Below are 18,797 nucleotides of genomic sequence, written 5' to 3'. Positions count from 1 at the left end.
CTCTCCGGGTCACACGGCCGCGGCCGTCAGCTGCCCCGCCACGTAGGAGGCGAGGTGGCCGGCGACGTTCACTCCGTGCAGGGCGGAGGAGCGGGCGAATTCGGGGTTGGCGTTCACTTCCAGGACGAGCAGGTCACCGGTGGTCCGGTCCTCCACCAGGTCGACCCCGTAGAAGCCGGGGCCGAGGACGTCGACGATCTGGACGCAGAGCTTCTCCATCTCCGGGGTGATGTCGACGCGCCGCACCTCGGCGCCGAGGTGGGTGTTGGTGCGCCAGTCGTCCGAGACCCGTTGGATCGCCACGACCGGGGTGGTCCCGACGACGACCACGCGCAGGTCGTGGCCGGGCTTGTCGATGTACTCCTGCACGATGACGGGGAAGAGCTTCCCCGCGGCGTCGACGGACTCGCGCCCGGCGGCCCAGGCCTCCAGGCACGCGGCGTCCGCGAGCTTGGTGACACCGCGCCCCCAGGAGCCGCTGACCGGCTTGACCACCGCCGGCATGCCCAGCTCGGCGACGATCGCGCGCACCTGGTCGTAGCTGAAGGCGTGCCGGGTGTGCGGGTGGGGGATGCCGTGCCGGGCGAAGAGCAGGGCCTGCAGGCCCTTGTCGTTGCAGGTCTCGATGGTCGACGCCCGGTTGAGCGTGGTGATCCCGGCGTGTTCCAGGCGGCACGAGACGCTGATCGCGTCCCGGTGCGAGAGGTTGCGGATCAGGGCCAGGGCCGGCGGGTCGGTACGACCCGCCACCACGTCGGCCAGATCCTCCATGAGCAGTGGAGTCGCTGTCAGACCCTCCCCGCGCAACGCCCCGAGGAGGAGTTTCTCCTCGGGGCGCAGCATGGTGGCCGACAGCAGGACGCGGCCGGAGGAGGTCACTCGCCCCAGTCCTCTTCCACCTCGGGGGCCAGGTCGAGGCGGACGCCGGCCTCGGACTTCTCGACGACCTCGTGCTCCTGGCCGCAGGCCGCGCACTCGGTCACCTCGCCCCGCTCCCAGGCCTCGTCGACCTCGAAGTCGGTGTCGCACACCAGGCATTTCGGTACGGCAATCGCAGCGGTCATTTCTCTCTCCTTCTGAATGTCGGCGCGCCGATATCCGCGAAACGTGATTCGCAGCACTCCCGCAGGTCGGCGGATCGGCGCTACTGTCCAGGGGTGGCGGATTCCCGCCCGGCCGATCAGGCCCAGCCGGGGTCGCCCGGCAGGAGCGCCACGTCGCTGGCGGCAGCGGTGGGGGCGCTGCTGGGGGCGTCCGGCGCGGCGGAAACGACGATCACCGCGACGGCGGCCATAACGAAGGACGCGAGGATTCGACCCGGGAACCGCATGATCTTCATTTCCACCCCTAGATAGACCTATCCGTTCGTGCTGGGGGGTTTCCCCGCACACAGAGAGAATGCCTGGGAATGGGTCCTTGCCAGAAGAGATCCGATGGCTCAGGATCGTGCACTGCAAGATTCCGAAGGGGGTGGCACATGTGCGACATATCGGACGTCAGTGGCCCGGAGGCCCACCCCGGGCCCTGTGACGAGGGGATCACGTTCTACCGCAAGGCCGTCCTGTTGGGGAGGGCCCCGACGGCGGAGCCGCCCGCCTGCCTGACCGAGCTGGGGCTGCTGACGGCGGCGCTGGGCGACCCCTCGGTCCTGGTGCCGGTCCCGCCCGAGGTCGCGACCACGGCGCTGCTGCACCCGATGGAGCAGCAGATCCTCGAACAGCAGCAGCAGGTGGCCGCGATCCGGACCGCCATGTCCCAGGTCGAGAGCGTCTACCGGACGCTGCGCCGGGAGGGCCGGGACAACGTCCAGCGGCTCAGCGGCGCGGCGGTCATCGCCGCCGCGGTGGCCGAGACGACCCAGGCGACCGAGCGGGAGCTGCTCACCGCGCACCCGGGCGGCAGCCGGCCGACCGACGTCCTCGCCAGATCGCTGGTCCTCGCCCTGGACGCGCAGAAGCGGGGCGTCCGCCAGCGCACGCTCTACCAGCACTCCGTCCGGGCGCACTACCCGACGCTGGACTACATCAAGGCCGTCACCGAGGCCGGCATCGAGGTGCGGACCGTCGACGAGGTCTTCGACCGGCTCATCATCTGCGACCGCTCGGTGGCGTTCATCCCCGACAAGGAGCTCGAACACCACAACCACGCGCTCAAGGTCACCGACCCCGGCGTGGTGCACTTCCTGGCCTCGGTCTTCGAGCACGCCTGGGAGCGGGCCGCGCCGGTCGTCTACGAGAGCGACCAGCAGCGCCCGCCGCTGCTCACCGACGAGACCCGGCTGCGGGTGCTCCAGCTCATGGTGGACGGCTACACGGACGCCGCGATCGCCAGCCGGCTCGGCATCAGCTCGCGGACCGTGGCGAGCCACCTCAAGCGGGTGTCGGAGATCCTCGGCAGCAACAGCCGGGCCCAGCTCGCCTACCTGACGGCGCAGAGCGGCATCCTGGACGGCTCCCCGCCGCCCGCCCGGCAGCCCCGGGGCCCGCACGAGCAGCCGGCCGGGCCGACCGGCCCCACGGCGTAGCAGGGCCCGCCGCGGGGGCGTCCGCGGCGGGCCCTGGGTACGGGGCGGGGGGAGCGGTCAGTCGCGGCTCAGGCCGCGGTCCAGCGCGGCGATCGCGCTGCCCCGGGCGTCGTCGCCGTCCAGCGACCAGACCATCACCCCTGCCAGGTCGTTCCAGCGCGTGTACCGCGCCTTCTGGGTGAGCACCTCGGCGGTGTCGTAGCTGTAGAACGTGGTGCCGTCGTACTTCCAGGACGCGCCGTGGTCGCGGTCCAGGTAGACCTTGCCCGGCAGCGCGTTGATCTCCTGGTACGAGTGGTCGGGCGCGGACGCGGTGGCGCTCTGGAAGAGGCCGCCGCGCTTGCCGGGGGCGACGCCGGTCCAGCCGTGGCCGTACAGCGGGGCGCCGAGGACCAGCTGCTCGGCGGGCAGGCCGCGCTCCTGGTAGTGGTCGGCGGCCTTGTCGGCACTGCGCCGGCGCGGGTCCGGGTCGGCCGGGTCGGAGTACAGCGGGGCCTGGTGGTTGGCCGGCCCCTTGCCCTCCCACGGGCCGTGCAGGTCGTAGGTCATCAGGTTCAGCCAGTCCACCGACTCGCTCAGCTGCGGCAGTTCGAGCCGGTCGGCGACCGTCTCGTTGGCGGCCACGGCGGCGGTCAGCAGGTACTTCTTGCCCTTCCGGCCGCTCAGCGCGTCCAGCTGGTCGCGGAACTCCTGCATCAGCAGCGTGAAGTTGTGCCCGTCCTCGGGGCGGACCACGTTGCCCGCGTCCCCGCCGCCGCCCGGGTACTCCCAGTCGATGTCGATGCCGTCGAAGACGCCTGCGGCGGCGCCCTTGCCGCCCTCCGGGGAGTCCGCCAGGACCGGCAGGTCGCCCTTGACGTAGAGGTCGATGCAGGAGGAGACGAACTTCTTGCGGGCCTCGTCGGTGGCGGCCGCGTCGGAGAAGTACTTGGACCAGGACCAGCCGCCCAGCGAGATGACCGTGCGCAGCTGGGGGTTCTTCGCCTTGAGCTTGCGCAGCTGGTTGAGGTGGCCCTTCAGCTTCTGGCCCGGGGCGTCGGCCACGCCGTCCACCGACTCGGCGGCGGAGAAGGAGCGCTGGTAGTCGTTGCGGGCGTCGCCCTGGCCGGCCTCGTTGCTCTCGAAGCAGGTGCCCTCGGCGGAGACGTTGCCGAAGGCGTAGTTGATGACGGTGAGCCTGGCCGCCTGGCCGGACTCCTGGACCCTCTTCGCGGAGCTGTCGGCGCCCCACTGGGTGAAGTAGCCGACCCGTTGGCCCTTCAGCTTCGGGCCGTGCCGTCCGTCGGCGGCGTTGGCGGTGGCGGGGGCGGCGAGCAGCGCGGCGACGGTGGCGGCGGCGAGCAGGGCTGAGGCGCGAGTGGGCATACCGGACCTGTTCTCTGAAGCGGCGTCAAATGGTCTGGACCAGATGGCACAGAGGTTTAGTCCATCCGCCGTTCACCGCACAAGGGGGCGACCGCAACCGGCGCAGTATGCAAAAAGCTGGTGCGAGAAGCCGTCGCAAAAAGAGGAGGCCGGACCGCGGGATGCGGTCCGGCCTCCTCAGAGGCTCATGCTCAGCCGATCAGCGAGCGCAGCACGTACTGCAGGATGCCGCCGTTGCGGTAGTAGTCCGCCTCACCGGGGGTGTCGATGCGGACGACCGCGTCGAACTCCTTGTCACCGGCCTTGACCTTGACGGTCTTCGGGGTGCGGCCCTCGTTGAGCTCGGTCACACCGGTGAAGGAGAAGGTCTCCTCGCCGGTCAGGCCGAGGGACTCGGCGTTCTCGCCCTCCGGGAACTGCAGCGGCAGGACGCCCATGCCGATCAGGTTCGAGCGGTGGATGCGCTCGTACGACTCGGCGATGACGGCCTTGACGCCCAGCAGCGCGGTGCCCTTGGCGGCCCAGTCGCGGGACGAGCCGGAGCCGTACTCCTTGCCGGCCAGGACGACCAGCGGGACGCCGGCGGCCTGGTAGTTCTGCGAGGCGTCGTAGATGAACGACACCGGCGCGTCGGCCTGGGTGAAGTCGCGGGTGTAGCCGCCCTCGGTGCCCGGCGCGATCTGGTTGCGCAGGCGGATGTTGGCGAAGGTGCCGCGGATCATCACCTCGTGGTTGCCACGACGGGAACCGTAGGAGTTGAAGTCGCGCTTCTCGACACCGTTGGCGGTCAGGTACTGCGCCGCCGGGGTGCCCGGCTTGATGTTGCCGGCCGGGGAGATGTGGTCGGTGGTGACCGAGTCGCCCAGCTTGGCCAGGACGCGGGCGCCGGCGATGTCGGTCACCGGGCTCGGGGTCTTGGCCATGCCCTCGAAGTACGGGGGCTTGCGGACGTAGGTGGACTCGGCGTCCCACTCGAAGGTGTTGCCGGTCGGGACCGGGAGCGACTGCCAGCGGTGGTCACCGGCGAAGACGTCCTGGTAGCCCTTGTCGAACATGGCCTCGTCGATGGAGCCGGCGACGGTGTCGGCGACCTCCTGCTCCGACGGCCAGATGTCGGCGAGGAACACGTCGTTGCCGTCGGCGTCCTGGCCCAGGGCGTCCCGGGTGATGTCGATGTTCATGTTGCCGGCGAGGGCGTAGGCGACCACCAGCGGCGGGGAGGCCAGGTAGTTCATCTTGACGTCCGGGTTGATCCGGCCCTCGAAGTTGCGGTTGCCGGAGAGCACCGAGACGACCGCGAGGTCGGCCTCGTTGACGGCGGCCGAGACCTCCTCGGGCAGCGGGCCCGAGTTGCCGATGCAGGTGACGCAGCCGTAGCCGACCAGGTTGAAGCCCAGCTTCTCCATGTACGGGAGCAGGCCGGCCTTCTCGTAGTAGTCCATGACGACCTTGGAGCCCGGCGCCAGGGTGGTCTTGACCCAGGGCTTGACGTGCAGGCCCTTCTCCACGGCCTTCTTCGCCAGCAGGGCGGCGCCCAGCATGACGGAGGGGTTGGAGGTGTTGGTGCAGGAGGTGATCGAGGCGATCACGACCGCGCCGTTGTCGATCTCGTAGGACGAGCCGTCGGGGGCGGTGACGGCGGTCGGCTTCGAGGCCTCGGCGGAGTAGGTCGGCAGCGCCTCGGCGAACCGCTCGGCGGCCTCGGCCAGGATCACGCGGTCCTGCGGGCGCTTCGGGCCGGAGATCGACGGGACGACGGTGGAGACGTCCAGCTCGAGGTACTCGGAGTAGACCGGCTCGTGCGACGGGTTGTGCCAGAGACCCTGCTCCTTGGCGTACGCCTCGACCAGGGCGAGCTGCTGCTCGTCGCGGCCGGTGAGCTTCAGGTAGTTGATGGTCTCGGCGTCGATCGGGAAGATCGCGCAGGTCGAGCCGAACTCCGGCGACATGTTGCCGATGGTGGCGCGGTTGGCCAGCGGGATGGAGCCGATGCCGTCGCCGTAGAACTCGACGAACTTGCCGACCACACCGTGCTTGCGCAGCATCTCGGTGATGGTGAGCACCAGGTCGGTGGCGGTGGTGCCGGCCGGCAGCTCGCCGGTCAGCTTGAAGCCGACGACGCGCGGGATCAGCATGGAGACCGGCTGGCCGAGCATCGCGGCCTCGGCCTCGATGCCGCCGACGCCCCAGCCCAGCACGCCCAGGCCGTTGACCATGGTGGTGTGCGAGTCGGTGCCGACGCAGGTGTCCGGGTAGGCCTGGCCACCGCGGACCATGACGGTGCGGGCCAGGTGCTCGATGTTCACCTGGTGGACGATGCCGGTGCCCGGCGGGACGACCTTGAACTCGTCGAAGGCGGTCTGGCCCCAGCGCAGGAACTGGTAGCGCTCCTTGTTGCGGCCGTACTCGATCTCGACGTTCTGGGTGAACGCGTCCTTGGTGCCGAACTTGTCGGCGATGACCGAGTGGTCGATGACCAGCTCGGCCGGGGCCAGCGGGTTGATCTTGGCCGGGTCGCCGCCCAGCTCCTTGACGGCCTCACGCATGGTGGCGAGGTCGACCACGCACGGCACACCGGTGAAGTCCTGCATGATCACGCGGGCCGGGGTGAACTGGATCTCCTGGCTCGGCTGGGCGTTCTCGTCCCAGTTGCCGAGGGCGCGGATGTGGTCGGCGGTGATGTTCGCGCCGTCCTCCGTGCGGAGCAGGTTCTCCAGCAGCACCTTGAGGCTGTACGGCAGCCGAGCGGAACCCTCGACGGCGGAGAGCTTGAAGATCTCGTACGACTCGTCGCCCACCTGCAGCGAGCTGCGGGCGTCGAAGCTGTTCGCGGACACGACTGACTCCTTCTGGGTGCTTCGTGCGGTATCCGGCCGTCACGCGGTGGTAAGGTCAGCCTTACTTAGGCTTGCCTTGCCCGCATCGCCGGCGAGCGCCTCTCGGCAAGTATCTTGATGTCGAGATATATCCTAGGCGGCAGTTATCTCGATGTCGAGATAAACCATAGTGCATGCCTCGGCACACCGATCGTCCGGGCCGCACCGCTCGCGCTCCAGCCCCTTCGGCCGGACCGCACCGGCCACGACGGCGGCCGCCGTCAGCGGCACCACCACTAGCTCACCACCGGAACCGCCGGTCGGCGAGGGGGCGGCGTCGGCCGGCGGGGCCGTCCGCACTCTTTCCCCTCTGTTCGCGCCCGGTTCGCGTCCGGACCCGGTTCACCCCCGCGCCCGGGCCCGGGCGGGTGTGGCGGCTCGCCCGCGCGGGGTCCGGTGCGGGGTCCGGTCGGGGTCTGGTGCGGGGTCCGGCGCGGGGTCCGGCGCGGGGTCCGGTGCGGGGTCCGGCGCGGGGTCCGGTGCGGGGTCCGGCGCGGGCCGTCCGCCTGACGTGCCGGGGTCCCGGGAGCCCGGAGCGGTGTCCTCCGGGCCGGGGCGCCGTTAGCAGGGGGACCCGTCGCCCCGCCCCCGGAAGGCCCGACCGATGACCGCTCCGCTCGCCGCCGCCCTGCTGCCGCTGGCCCTGCTCGCCCCCGCCGCCTCACCGGTCTCGGTCGTCGAGGCCGACTTCGACCCGGCCACCGCCTTCGTCCCCCCGGCGGCGATCAGCTACGCGAGCGACCTGGTGCCGTACGGCGCCCACGTCCGGATCGTCACCGACCGCTCGGTACCCGGGCGGACGGTGCTCACCCTGAAGGCCTCCGGACTCGCCCCCGACCACGAGTTCCCCGCACACCTGCACACCGGCCGCTGCGGGGCCGACCCGGCCTCCTCCGGGCCGCACTACCAGGACGAGGTCGACCCGGTGCAGCCGTCCACCGACCCGGCGTACGCCAACGAGCGCAACGAGCTGCGGCTGGCGCTGCGCACCGACGGGCGGGGCCGGGGCAGCGCCACCGCCGTGGTGGGCTGGCAGCCGCGACCGGGCGAGGCGCGCTCGCTGGTGCTGCACGCGGGCACCCCGGCCGGCCCGCACGCGGCGGGCGACCGGGTGGCCTGCGTCAGGCTGGACGGCTGAGCCGCGCGGCCGCCGGGGCGGGCGCCCAGGAGCGGGCACTCAGGAACCGGTGCCTCAGGAGCCGAGGGTGGCGACCAGCACCGCCTTGATGGTGTGCAGCCGGTTCTCGGCCTGGTCGAACACGATGGAGTGGGCCGACTCGAACAGCTCGTCGGTGCACTCCAGCTCGGTCATGCCGGTCGCCTCGTGCATCTGCCGCCCGACCGCCGTGCCGAGGTCGTGGAAGGCCGGCAGGCAGTGCAGGAACTTCACGTCCGGGTTGCCGGTGGCCCGGACGGTGTCCATGGAGACCTGGTACGGCTTGAGCAGCTCGATCCGCTCGGCCCAGACCTCCTTGGGCTCGCCCATCGAGACCCAGACGTCGGTGTAGAGGAAGTCGGCGCCGGCCACGCCCTCGGCCACGTCCTCGGTCAGGGTGATCCGGGCGCCGGTCGTCCCGGCCAGGGCCTTCGCCGACTCCTGCACCTCCTCGGTCGGCCAGAGCGCGCGCGGGGCGACGATCCGGATGTCCATGCCGAGCAGGGCGCCGGTGATCAGCAGCGAGTTGCCCATGTTGGAGCGGGCGTCGCCGAGGTAGGCGAGCGCGACCTCCGGCAGCGGCTTGGCGGTGTGCTCGGTGACGGTGAGCACGTCGGCCAGCATCTGGGTGGGGTGCCACTCGTCGGTCAGGCCGTTCCAGACCGGGACGCCGGCGAACTCGGCCAGCTCCTCGACGATCTCCTGGCCGTGGCCGCGGTACTCGATGCCGTCGAACATCCGGCCGAGCACCCGGGCGGTGTCCTTGACGGACTCCTTGTGGCCGATCTGCGAGCCCGCCGGGTCCAGGTAGGTGGTGGTGGCGCCCTGGTCGTGGGCGGCGACCTCGAAGGCGCAGCGGGTGCGGGTGGAGGTCTTCTCGAAGATCAGCGCGATGTTCTTGCCGCGCAGCCGGGGCTGCTCGGTGCCCGCGTACTTCGCCGCCTTGAGCGTGGCGGCGAGGTCCACCAGGAAGCGGAACTCCTGGGGCGTGAAGTCGAGCTCCTTGAGGAAGTGCCTGTTCCGGAGGTTGAAGGCCATGCCGGGCTCCTGGGGTGACGGGACTGACGGACTGCGGAAAGCGGCAAGTCTATACGATACTCGGAATTTATATACGGAGGCTGGGCGGAGGAGGGGAGCCCACGGGGGCTCCGTCGGTTCCGTGGGCCCCTCCTCGTGGGCTCCGTGGGCTCCCCTCCTCCGCCTCCGCCTCCGCCTCCGTCACAGCCGCGGGTCGACCGGCTCCGACTCCAGCGCGAGCACCGCGAAGACCGGCTCGTGCACCCGCCACAGCGGCTCCCCCGCCGCCAGCCGGTCCAGCGCCTCCAGGCCCAGCGCGTACTCGCGCAGCGCCAGCGAGCGCTTGTGGCCCAGCGCGCGCAGGCGCAGCCGGTCGAGGTGCTCGGTGTAGTCCGGGCCGTAGACGATCCGCAGGTACTCCCGGCCGCGCACCTTCACCCCGGGCTGCACCAGGCCGCCCGGCCGGCCCTTGCCGCGCGCCGTGCGCACCGGCGAGACCAGCGGCTTGACCACCATGCCCTCGCCGCCCGCCTCGGTCAGCTCCTCCCACCAGGCGGTGGCGGCGGCCATCGAGGCCTCGTCCTCGGTGTCCACCAGGATCCGGCGGGTGCGCTGCAACAGGGGCTCCTCACGGCGCTCCGGCTCCTCCCTGCCGGTCCCCCCGGCCGGGCCGGCGGTGTCGGTCCCGTCGATTCCGTCGATCCCGTCGGCCCCGTCGGCGGCGGCCAGGCGGTCGATCCAGGCCAGGTGTTCGTCGTGCGGGCGCACCGCGAGGTTCGCCCCCTCGGCCGCGAGCAGCTGGAACGGCGCGAGCCGGATGCCCGACAGGCCCTCGGTCGGCCAGCAGTAGCGCCGGTACGCCTCGGTGAACGCCCGCGCGTCGGCCGCGCGCTGCCGCTGGCGGTCGGTCAGCCGGGCCAGGTCCAGGCCGCGCCCGGCCGCCCGCTCCAGCGCGGACAGCACCTCCGGCAGGGCGGCGCCCGCCGCCGCGCCGACCGCCGCGTACTGGCGGCGCAGCAGCTCCACCGCCTTCAGCGACCAGGGCATCAGCTCGGCGTCCAGCAGCAGCCAGTCGGTGGCCAGCTCCTCGAACAGCCCGGCGCGCTCGGCGGCCGCCCGGACCCGGTCGAGCACGGCGCCGGTCAGCTCCTCGTCGGCGAGGAAGGCGCGGCCGGTCCGGGTCCAGACCGCGCCGGGGCCGGCCACGCCGAAGCGGCGCTCCAGCGCGGCCCCGTCCCGGGCCACCAGCAGCACCGCGCGGGAGCCCATGTGCTTCTCCTCGCAGACCAGGTGCCGCACGCCGTCCGCCCGGTAGCCGAGGAAGGCCTCCTCCGGGTGCTCCAGGTAGCCGTCCCGGCGGGACGTGGCGCTCGGTGCCATGGTCGGCGGCAGGTAGGCGAGCAGCCGCGGGTCCAGCGCGAAGCGGCTCATCACCTCCAGCGCGGCGGCCGCGTTCTCCTCCCGGACGGCCACCCGCCCGTGCAGCCCGGTCTCGACGGTCCGGCGCCCGGCCACGTCGCCGAGGTCCAGCGGACGGCCCTCGCGGGCGCCCGGCGCGTCGGTGATCAGCGGGCGCACCGGGGCGTACCACTCGCGCTCGGCCTCGACGCCCACCAGCTCGCGCTCCGGATAGCGCAGCGCGGTCAGGCTGCCGCCGAAGACGCAGCCGGTGTCCAGGCAGACGGTGTTGTTGACGAAGCTCGCGGCCGGCACCGGGGTGTGGCCGTAGACCACCAGCGCCCGGCCCCGGTACTCCTCCGCCCACGGGTAGCACACCGGCAGGCCGTACTCGTCGGTCTCGCCGGTGGTCTCCCCGTACAGCGCGTGCGAGCGGACCCGGCCGGAGTTGCGGCCGTGGTACCGCTCCGGCAGGCCTGCGTGGCAGACCACCAGGGCGCCGCCGTCCAGCAGGTAGTGGCTGACCAGGCCGCGCATGAACGCGCGGACCTCGGCCCGGAACTCCTCGCTCTCCCCCGCCAGCTGGTCCAGCGACTCCTGGAGGCCGTAGGCGACGTTGACCTTCTTGCCGTCCATCGCCCGGCCGAGCTTGTTCTCGTGGTTGCCCGGCACGCAGAGCGCGTGGCCGGCCGCCACCATGCCCATCACCAGGCGCAGCACGCCCGGGGTGTCGGGGCCGCGGTCGACCAGGTCGCCGACGAAGACGGCGGTGCGGCCCGCCGGGTGCACGGCGTCCACCGGGCGGCCCCCGGCGTCCCGGGTCAGGGTGTAGCCGAGCCGGGTCAGCAGGGTCTCCAGCTCGGAGCGGCAGCCGTGGATGTCGCCGACGATGTCGAACGGGCCGGTGAGGTGGCGCAGGTCGTTGTAGCGCTTCTCCAGCTCGATCCCGGCGGCCGCCACCTCGGCCTCGCCGCGCAGGACGTGCACCTTGCGGAAGCCCTCGCGCTCCAGCCCCCGGAGGGAGCGGCGCAGCTCCCGGTGCTGGCGGGGGACCACATGGGCCGGCAGCTGCCGGTCCGGGCGGGAGCGGTTGCGCTCGGCGCACACCCCCGGCGGGACGTCCAGGACGATCGCGATCGGCAGCACGTCGTGCTCGCGGGCGATCTCGACCAGTTGGCGGCGGGCCTCGGGCTGGACGTTGGTGGCGTCCACGACGGTCAGCCGGCCGGCCGCCAGGCGCTTGCCGACGATGTAGTGCAGGACGTCGAAGGCCTCGGCGGAGGCGGACTGGTCGTTCTCGTCGTCGGCGACCAGGCCGCGGCAGAAGTCGGAGGAGACCACCTGGGTGGGCAGGAAGTGGCGGCGGGCGAAGGTGGACTTGCCCGCGCCGCTGGTGCCGACCAGGACGACGAGGGAGACGTCGGTGACGGGGAGGCGGCGGGGGGCGGTGCTCTCCGCGCGGTCCTGGTCCCGGCTCTCGCCGGGGGTGTCGGTCGGGTCATCGGTCATCGGGGCTCGCCTCCTTCGGGCGTCGCGGTCGGGTCCGGCGCGGGGGTCGTGGTGGGTGTGGTGGGCGTCGCGGTCGCGGTGGGTGCTGTGGTCGCGGTGAACAGGGCCAGCTGGGTCGGGGCGCCGACCTCCTCGTCCTCCGGGCCGACCGGGCGCAGCTCCACGGTGTAGCCGTACGCGGCCGCGACCTTCCCGGCCCAGGCCCGGAACTCGGCCCGGGACCACTCGAAGCGGTGGTCGGCGTGCCGGACGGCGCCCGCCGGCAGGCTCTCCCAGCGGACGTTGTACTCCGCGTTCGGCGTGGTGACCACGACCGCCCTCGGCCGGGCGGCGCCGAACACCGCGTACTCCAGCGCGGGCAGCCGCGGCAGGTCCAGGTGCTCGATCACCTCGCACAGCACCGCCGCGTCGAAGCCCTTGAGCCGGGCGTCGGTGTAGGTGAGCGCTCCCTGCGCCAACGTCACCCGGGCCGCCTGACGCTCCGGCATCCGCTCCAGGCCCAGCCTGCGCCCCGCCGACCGCAGCGCCCGGGCGGAGACGTCCACGCCGAGGATTCCGGTGAACCGGGCGTCCTTGAGCAGTTCGCCGATCAACTCGCCCTGGCCGCAGCCGAGATCGGCAACGCGGGCGGCACCGGTCTCGCGCAGCGCGGCGAGGATCGCGGTGCGGCGCTGCTCGGCGAGCGAGGGCTGCCGGGGCTCCGGCTCGTCCCGCACCTCCTCCTCGGACCGGTCGTCGACCGCGTTGTCGATCTCCTCGACCTCGCGGTCGTCGGCCTCCGCCAGCCGGGCCAGCTCCAGGCGCTCCATCGCGGCGCGGGTCAGCGACCAGCGCCGGGCCAGGTAGCGGCGGGTGATCAGGGCGCGCTCGGGGTGGGCCGCCAGCCAGCCCTGACCGGCCGCGAGCAGCTTGTCCACCTCGTCCGGGGCGACCCAGTAGTGCTTGACGCCGTCCAGCACCGGCAGCAGCACGTACAGCTGCTGGAGCGCGTCGGCGAGCCGGACCGTCCCGGAGGAGAGGGCGATCCGGACGTAGCGGGACTCGCCCCACTCGGGGAACGACTCGTCCAGCGGGACCGCCGTCGCCTCGACCCGCCAGCCCAGCGGCTCGAACAGCCGGACCACCAGGGCCGGGCCGCCGCCCCCGCCCACACCGCCCGCACCGTTCGCGGGCACGGCGGGCAGCTCGATCCGCAGCGGGCGGGCCCGCCCGGGCAGTTCAGGCCGGGCCGGGCAGTCGCCCTTCATCGCGGACCGGAACACCGTCCGCAGCGCCACCGCGAGCAGCGAGGAGGCGGCGTACGGGCGGTCGTTGACGTACTGGGCGAGCGCGAAGTCGGGCGAGCCGCCGCGCCCCCTGCCGTCGCCCCGGCCCTTGCGGACCAGCGCGATCGGGTCGACGTCCAGCAGCAGCGCCGCCGTGCAGACCTCGTCCCCCGCCTCGGGGTAGAAGACGTGGGCCTCACCGTGCGACGTGGTGAACCGCTGGACCTTGTCGGGGTGCTTGTGCAGCAGGAACCCGAGGTCCGTGGCCGGGTCCTCGGCGCTGCCGGTGGTGGAGATCGACATGAACACCCGCTGAAGTATTGCCCAGCGCCCGAACGCCGGGCACCGGGTTTTCCCGCCCCGCGGGCCGCCGACCGGCGCGTTCGCCGGGCGCGTCCGCCCGGTGGGCGTGTTCGGCACCGGGGCCCCGCATTGGTTAACGTGCACGGTGTGACTGCTGAATCCACCTCGCTCGAATCCACCTCCCCGGCGAACGGCGCCGTGGCCACCGGTCTGGCCACCATCGCCGCCGACGGCACCGTCCTCGACACCTGGTTCCCCGCCCCCGTGCTGGCCGCCGAGCCCGGCCCGGCCGGCACCGTCCGTCTGACCGCCGAGCAGGCCGAGGCCGAGCTCGGCGCCGGCGCGGCCGAGGCGCTGCGCGTCGACGCCCGCCGCGGCGTCGAGGTGGTCGCCGTGCGCACCACCATCGCCTCGCTGGACGAGAAGCCGCTCGACACCCACGACGTGTACCTGCGCCTGCACCTGCTCAGCCACCGCCTGGTCAAGCCGCACGGCCAGAACCTGGACGGCGTCTTCGGCCTGCTGGCCAACGTCGCCTGGACCAGCATCGGCCCCGTCCCGGTGGACAAGGTCGAGCAGGCCCGGCTCGCCGTGCGCGCCCAGGGCGGCCAGCTGGCCGTCTACGGGATCGACAAGTTCCCGCGGATGACCGACTACGTCGCCCCGACCGGTGTGCGCATCGCCCACGCCGACCGCGTCCGGCTCGGCGCCCACCTGGCCGTCGGCACCACCGTGATGCACGAGGGCTTCGTCAACTTCAACGCCGGCACGCTGGGCACCTCCATGGTCGAGGGCCGGATCAGCGCGGGCGTCGTCGTCGGCGACCACAGCGACATCGGCGGCGGCGCCTCGATCATGGGCACCCTGTCCGGCGGCGGCAAGCAGGTCGTCTCGGTCGGCGAGCGCTGCCTGCTCGGCGCCAACGCGGGCATCGGCATCTCGCTCGGCAGCGACTGCGTGGTCGAGGCCGGCCTGTACGTGACCGCCGGCACCCGGGTCACCACCCCGGACGGCACGGTGGCCAAGGCCGTCGAGCTGTCCGGCCAGGACAACCTGCTGTTCCGTCGCAACTCGCAGAGCGGCGCGGTCGAGGTCATCGCCCGCTCCGGCTCCTGGGGCGGCCTGAACGCCGACCTGCACGCCCACAACTGACCTTCGGTCGGAGGTCGTTGGGGTCCGGCGCCCGGGTGGCGCCGGACCCCGCCCGCTTCTCGGGGGCCGGTCACTTCTCGGGGGCCGGTCACTTCTCGGGGGCCGGTCACTTCTCGGGGGCCGGTTACAGCCCGGGGTCCGGGCCGAGGCCCGGGCCCGCGCGGGCTTCAGGGCTTGCGGTGGCGCCCCGGTGCCTTCCCCGGCCGCCGCGCCTGGCGCCCGGGCCGCGGCGCTCCCGCGCCCTCGGCCCCGTACAGGATCCGCTGGGCGGTGGCGTAGTCCTCGGCCACCGTTTCCGGCAGCCACTGGTAGCCGTCCCAGCGCACGATCAGCCTCGGTTCGCCCGGCAGCACATGGGCGCCCCGCTGCCGCCCGACCGTGAGCCGTACGACCCGCAACTGCCCGACCGGCCGCAGCCGTTGCTCCCGCCTGGCCGCCCACGACGCCAGCGGTTCCTCCTCGTCCATCGCCCCAGTCTGGCCTCCCGACGCCGTCACCCGACACCTGCGTCACCCGACCGGGCGACGCGCGTTCCAGCCCCTCCGCTCCCTCCGTCCGCACCCCGCTCCCTTCGCCGTCTCTTCGCCGTCTCTTCCGACGCTTGACGCTTGACGCTTCACACGCTCCTGAGGACCACCAGCCGCTGGGTGGCCCTGGTCATCGCGACGTAGCGGTCGACCGCCCCCTCGACGCCCCCGCCGAACGCCTCCGGGTCGACCAGCACGACCAGGTCGAACTCCAGCCCCTTGGACAGCTCCGGGGTCAGCGACCGGACCCGCGGCCGCGCCTCGAAGCCGGGGGCACCGATCACGCAGGCGACCCCCTCGGCGTGCTCGGCGAGCCAGCCGTCCAGGACGGCGTCCAGCTCCGCCACCGACCCGTGCACAACGGGGATGCCGCTGCTGCGGACGGAGGTCGGCACGTTGGCGTCCGGCAGCGCGGCCCGGATCGCGGGCTCGGCCTCGGCCATGACCTCCTCCGGCGTCCGGTAGTTGATGCTCAGCGAGGCCACCGTGCTCCGGTCGAGCCCGATCCGTTCCAGCCGCTCCTGCCAGGACTCCGTGAACCCGTGCCTGGCCTGCGCCCGGTCCCCGACGATGGTGAAGCTCCGGGACGGGCAGCGCAGCAGCAGCATCTGCCACTCCGCGTCGGTCAGCTCCTGGGCCTCGTCCACCACGATGTGTGCGAACGGCCCGGCGAGCGGCTCCGGGTCGGCACCGGGCAGGGCCGTCTCGTCGACCAGGGTGTCCTGGAGGTCGCGCCCGCGCAGCATCGTCACCGCGCCCTCGCCGTCGTCGTCGGCCTGCAGCAGGTCGCCGATGACGTCGGCCATCCGCGCGCGCTCGGCGGCGGCCGCGGCCTCCCGACGGCGCTGGCGCCGGTCCGCCTCCGGATCGCCGAGCCGCTGCCGGGCCGCGTCCAGCAGCGGCAGGTCGGACACCGTCCAGGCCTGGGGCGCGTCCTTGCGCTGGAGCCTGCGGACCTCCTCGGGGGCGAGCCAGGGCGCGCACATCCGCAGGTAGGCGGGCACCGACCAGAGGTCGCCGACCAGGTCGGCCGCGTCGATCAGCGGCCAGGCCCGGTTGAGCGTCTCGGCCAGCTCCCGGTCCTGCCGCAGCGACCGGCGGAACAGCTCGGGCGAGACCCCCGCGTCCTCGTCCAGCTTGTCCATCAGGATCGTGGCCAGCTCCTCCCAGATCTGCTCGCGGGCCTCGTTGTGCGGGGTGCCCGGGTCCGGCGCGTCGAACGCGTCGGACCAGTCCTCGGCGCTCAGCCAGAGGTCGGCCCAGTGGGTGGTGACCTCCATCCCCTCGGCGGGCGGCTCCTCGTAGAACCGGACGGCCTTCTCGATCGCCCCCACCATGTCGGCCGAGGACTTCAGGCGGGCCGTCTCGGGGTCGCTCTCGGCCCCGGCCTTCGCCCCCTCGGCGACGAGGTCCCGCACGGTGCAGGTGCGCACCCCCTCCTCACCGAGGCTGGGCAGGACGTCGGCGACGTAGGCCAGGTAGGGCTGGTGCGGGCCGACGAACAGCACGCCGCCGCGCCGGTGGCCGAGCCGGGGGTCGGAGTAGAGCAGGTACGCGGAGCGGTGCAGCGCGACGACCGTCTTCCCGGTGCCCGGGCCACCGTCCACCACCAGGGCGCCCCGGGACCCCGCCCGGATGATCGCGTCCTGGTCGGCCTGGATGGTGGCCAGCACGTCCCGCATCCGGGCCGACCGGTTGCCGCCCAGGCTCGCGATGAACGCGGACTGGTCGTCCAGCGCGGCGTGCCCCTCCAGGGCCTCGGCGCTGAACACCTCGTCCCAGTAGTCGCCGATCCGGCCGCCGGTCCAGCGGTACCGGCGCCGGCTCACCAGGCCCATCGGGTCGGCGTGGGTGGCCCCGAAGAACGGCTCGGCAGCGGGCGAGCGCCAGTCGACCAGCAGTCGGCGCCCCTCACTGTCGGTGAGGCCGAGCCGCCCGATGTACACCGGCTCCGAGTCGTCCGCGTGGACGACCCGCCCGAGGCACAGGTCCAGGCCGAAGCGGCGCAGGGCGCGCAGCTGACCGGTCAGCTTGTGCACCTCGATGTCCCGGTCCATCGCCTCCCGGCCGAGGCCGCCCGGCGCGCGGCGCAGCGCGTCGAGGCGGTCGGACAGCTCCGCGATCGACTGCTCCAGGCTCTCCGCGACGGCCGCGAAGTGCCGCTCGTCCTCACCGATCAGCGCCGGGTCGGCCTTGGCGACGAGGCGGGCGGGAAGGTCGAACGCGCTGGTGGTGCGGCTGTTCATGGCATCAGCTCCGATCTGAGGCCTGCGATTGTGCGCCACCACGGGGGCCTTGCCGCAAGACCCCCCATGCGCTATACGTTGAGAGTGGCAAGGGGTGGGTTCTCCCCCGGCCAGTCTCCGGTTCGTCTCCTGCTCGTCTCCGAATCATCCCCGGCTCCTTTCCGGGCGCGCTCGACCGCGCCGCGCTCCGCACCGCCGCTCACGCCCCCGCTCCGCGCCGCCCGGTCCACCCGCACCGTCCGCGCCGCTCAGGCTTCCCGGGCCGCGCCGCGCCTAGCCGAGGCGGCGCCGCGACGGCAACCCCGGCTCACCCGGGAGGCTTACCGCACAGCGGAGTTGGACCGCATCGGGTGGTGTCCGGGTGACGGCATCCGGACCGGTTCGTTGGGTGCTACGGCGGGGGTGGGTGCCCCGGTAGCGGGCACTGCCGCCTCCCGCCGTGCGGTCCGAGCCACCGTCGGCCGCCCTACACCGCACCACCGATCCGAAGAGGTCCCGCAATGTCCGAACCATCTGCCACGCCGCAGTTCCCGAGCAGCCCGACGGGCTCGGCCGACGGCACCTCGGCCGGACCCGCCACCCCCAAGAGCCTGCTGGAGCAGATGCAGGAACTGCTCGCCTCCGTCAGCGCGGACCTCGCCGAACTCCAGGGCTCCGTCCCCGGGGGCGCCGACTCCACCGCCTATCCGACCGGCACGGACACCTCCGGTGCGTCCGAGGCCTCGGACGCACCGGGCGCCCGGTAGCCGACCACCCGGTCCTCCTCGGCCGGCCCGCCCGCACCGGGCGGGCCGCCGCCGGAGGGCGGACCGCCGCTCGCCGCACCGCCACCGTCACCGCCCGGCGGACCGGTCTCGCCCGGAGGGCCGAGCCGGACCACCAGTAATGGCGCCCCGCCACCCGCCCGCTCGCGTTCCCGCTCCGCACCGCCGAGCGCGGCGGGCTCCGCCGCCCCGGCCCGGAGCGCCGCCGCACGCAGCCGTACCGTCAGGTCCTTGCACTCCGAGACCGCGTCCACGCCGTCGATGCACGTCCAGTAGAGGCTCTCGGTGTCCGCCCCGCAGGCCAGCACCACCAGCGTCTCGCCGACCTCCTGGAGCAGCCCGTCCAGCGCCCCCAGGGCCGGCGCCAAGTCCCCCAGGTCGGTGAGCCGCGCGGCCCGGCCGCCGCTCACCAGGGCGGCCCGGACGACGGAGCGGTCCAGGCAGACCGCCGCGTGCGCCCCGGCCTCGGACAGCTGCTGCCCCAGCCCGGTGAGATCCTCGTCCTCCGACTCCGCCAGCCTGGCGCCCACCGCCTCGGTGAGCAGCGCGGCCTGCCGCGCCTCGGCCAGCACGTCCGGTACGTGCCTGGCCTCGGCCAGGGCGTACCGGGCCGTCTTGATCAGTCGCAGCGCCTCCATGGCCACCGCTCCTCCCGCTCGCTGTCGCCGTCGACCCGGGCCGCCGGGAGGGGCGGT

The 18,797-nt window shown here is 73.2% G+C and carries 15 protein-coding genes; 4 read left to right on the top strand and 11 right to left on the bottom strand.

Going from position 1 to position 18,797, the window contains the following annotated elements; genetic code table 11:
- Window positions 1–9: 9 nt before the first annotated feature.
- From ACLWS4_RS34600 to ACLWS4_RS34590, 3 genes are all read right to left on the bottom strand, one after another.
- On the bottom strand, window positions 10–879 hold the full coding sequence (locus tag ACLWS4_RS34600) for a RimK family alpha-L-glutamate ligase (RefSeq protein ID WP_049648973.1): 870 nt from the start codon (window positions 877–879) through the stop codon (window positions 10–12).
- Window positions 876–1,064: a lysine biosynthesis protein LysW gene (locus tag ACLWS4_RS34595; RefSeq protein WP_049648974.1), complete on the bottom strand. Its 189-nt coding sequence runs from the start codon at window positions 1,062–1,064 to the stop codon at window positions 876–878. Before ACLWS4_RS34595 ends, ACLWS4_RS34600 begins: the two co-directional genes overlap by 4 nt.
- Window positions 1,065–1,180: 116 nt before the next feature.
- Entirely contained in the window at window positions 1,181–1,339 is a 159-nt protein-coding gene (locus ACLWS4_RS34590; protein ID WP_158077651.1) for a hypothetical protein, read from the bottom strand.
- Window positions 1,340–1,477: 138 nt separating this feature from the next.
- Here ACLWS4_RS34590 and ACLWS4_RS34585 point away from each other — a divergent pair, with 138 nt between their 5' ends.
- A complete protein-coding gene (locus ACLWS4_RS34585) occupies window positions 1,478–2,524 on the top strand; it encodes a LuxR C-terminal-related transcriptional regulator (RefSeq protein ID WP_074000674.1) in 1,047 nt (348 codons plus the stop codon).
- A 57-nt stretch (window positions 2,525–2,581) separates the two neighbouring features.
- Here the strand turns inward: ACLWS4_RS34585 and ACLWS4_RS34580 are convergent, their stop codons facing one another.
- Window positions 2,582–3,889, bottom strand: a complete 1,308-nt coding sequence (locus tag ACLWS4_RS34580) for a glycoside hydrolase family 18 protein (protein WP_416876206.1) — start codon at window positions 3,887–3,889, stop codon at window positions 2,582–2,584.
- 191 nt (window positions 3,890–4,080) lie between these two features.
- The gene (acnA, locus tag ACLWS4_RS34575) at window positions 4,081–6,726 is read right to left on the bottom strand and encodes an aconitate hydratase AcnA (RefSeq protein ID WP_049648977.1); all 2,646 of its coding nucleotides are present in this window, start codon (window positions 6,724–6,726) and stop codon (window positions 4,081–4,083) included.
- Window positions 6,727–7,369: 643 nt separating this feature from the next.
- Between acnA and ACLWS4_RS34570 the strand changes: the two genes are divergently transcribed.
- Complete coding sequence (locus ACLWS4_RS34570) at window positions 7,370–7,903, top strand: superoxide dismutase family protein (protein WP_416876205.1); 534 nt, start codon at window positions 7,370–7,372, stop codon at window positions 7,901–7,903.
- Between the two features lie 54 nt (window positions 7,904–7,957).
- Here ACLWS4_RS34570 and argF read toward each other — a convergent pair whose 3' ends face one another.
- From argF to ACLWS4_RS34555, 3 genes are all read right to left on the bottom strand, one after another.
- A complete protein-coding gene (argF, locus tag ACLWS4_RS34565) occupies window positions 7,958–8,959 on the bottom strand; it encodes an ornithine carbamoyltransferase (RefSeq protein WP_049648979.1) in 1,002 nt (333 codons plus the stop codon).
- Window positions 8,960–9,139: 180 nt separating this feature from the next.
- A complete protein-coding gene (locus tag ACLWS4_RS34560; RefSeq protein WP_416876204.1) occupies window positions 9,140–11,845 on the bottom strand; it encodes a polynucleotide kinase-phosphatase in 2,706 nt (901 codons plus the stop codon).
- Window positions 11,842–13,419, bottom strand: coding sequence for a 3' terminal RNA ribose 2'-O-methyltransferase Hen1 (locus ACLWS4_RS34555; RefSeq protein WP_416876203.1), 1,578 nt, complete (start codon window positions 13,417–13,419; stop codon window positions 11,842–11,844). The genes ACLWS4_RS34560 and ACLWS4_RS34555 overlap by 4 nt, the downstream gene beginning before the upstream one ends.
- Before the next feature lie 141 nt (window positions 13,420–13,560).
- On the opposite strand from ACLWS4_RS34555, the gene dapD reads away from it, so the two are divergent.
- Window positions 13,561–14,565, top strand: coding sequence for a 2,3,4,5-tetrahydropyridine-2,6-dicarboxylate N-succinyltransferase (dapD, locus tag ACLWS4_RS34550; protein ID WP_049648981.1), 1,005 nt, complete (start codon window positions 13,561–13,563; stop codon window positions 14,563–14,565).
- A 167-nt stretch (window positions 14,566–14,732) separates the two neighbouring features.
- On the opposite strand, the gene ACLWS4_RS34545 is transcribed toward dapD, so the two are convergent.
- Window positions 14,733–15,032, bottom strand: a complete 300-nt coding sequence (locus ACLWS4_RS34545; RefSeq protein WP_063780004.1) for a DUF6087 family protein — start codon at window positions 15,030–15,032, stop codon at window positions 14,733–14,735.
- Between the two features lie 149 nt (window positions 15,033–15,181).
- Window positions 15,182–17,338, bottom strand: a complete 2,157-nt coding sequence (gene helR / locus ACLWS4_RS34540; RefSeq protein ID WP_416876202.1) for an RNA polymerase recycling motor ATPase HelR — start codon at window positions 17,336–17,338, stop codon at window positions 15,182–15,184.
- Window positions 17,339–17,838: 500 nt separating this feature from the next.
- Here helR and ACLWS4_RS34535 point away from each other — a divergent pair, with 500 nt between their 5' ends.
- Window positions 17,839–18,084, top strand: a complete 246-nt coding sequence (locus tag ACLWS4_RS34535; protein WP_049648983.1) for a hypothetical protein — start codon at window positions 17,839–17,841, stop codon at window positions 18,082–18,084.
- Here ACLWS4_RS34535 and ACLWS4_RS34530 read toward each other — a convergent pair.
- The gene (locus ACLWS4_RS34530; protein WP_388044133.1) at window positions 18,021–18,740 is read right to left on the bottom strand and encodes a DUF6099 family protein; all 720 of its coding nucleotides are present in this window, start codon (window positions 18,738–18,740) and stop codon (window positions 18,021–18,023) included. The genes ACLWS4_RS34535 and ACLWS4_RS34530 overlap by 64 nt on opposite strands.
- Window positions 18,741–18,797 lie beyond the last annotated feature (57 nt).

This window comes from Kitasatospora sp. SC0581 (genome assembly GCF_048159585.1).
Lineage (GTDB): Bacteria > Actinomycetota > Actinomycetes > Streptomycetales > Streptomycetaceae > Kitasatospora.
This window is presented reverse-complemented; position numbering and strand designations above follow the sequence as displayed.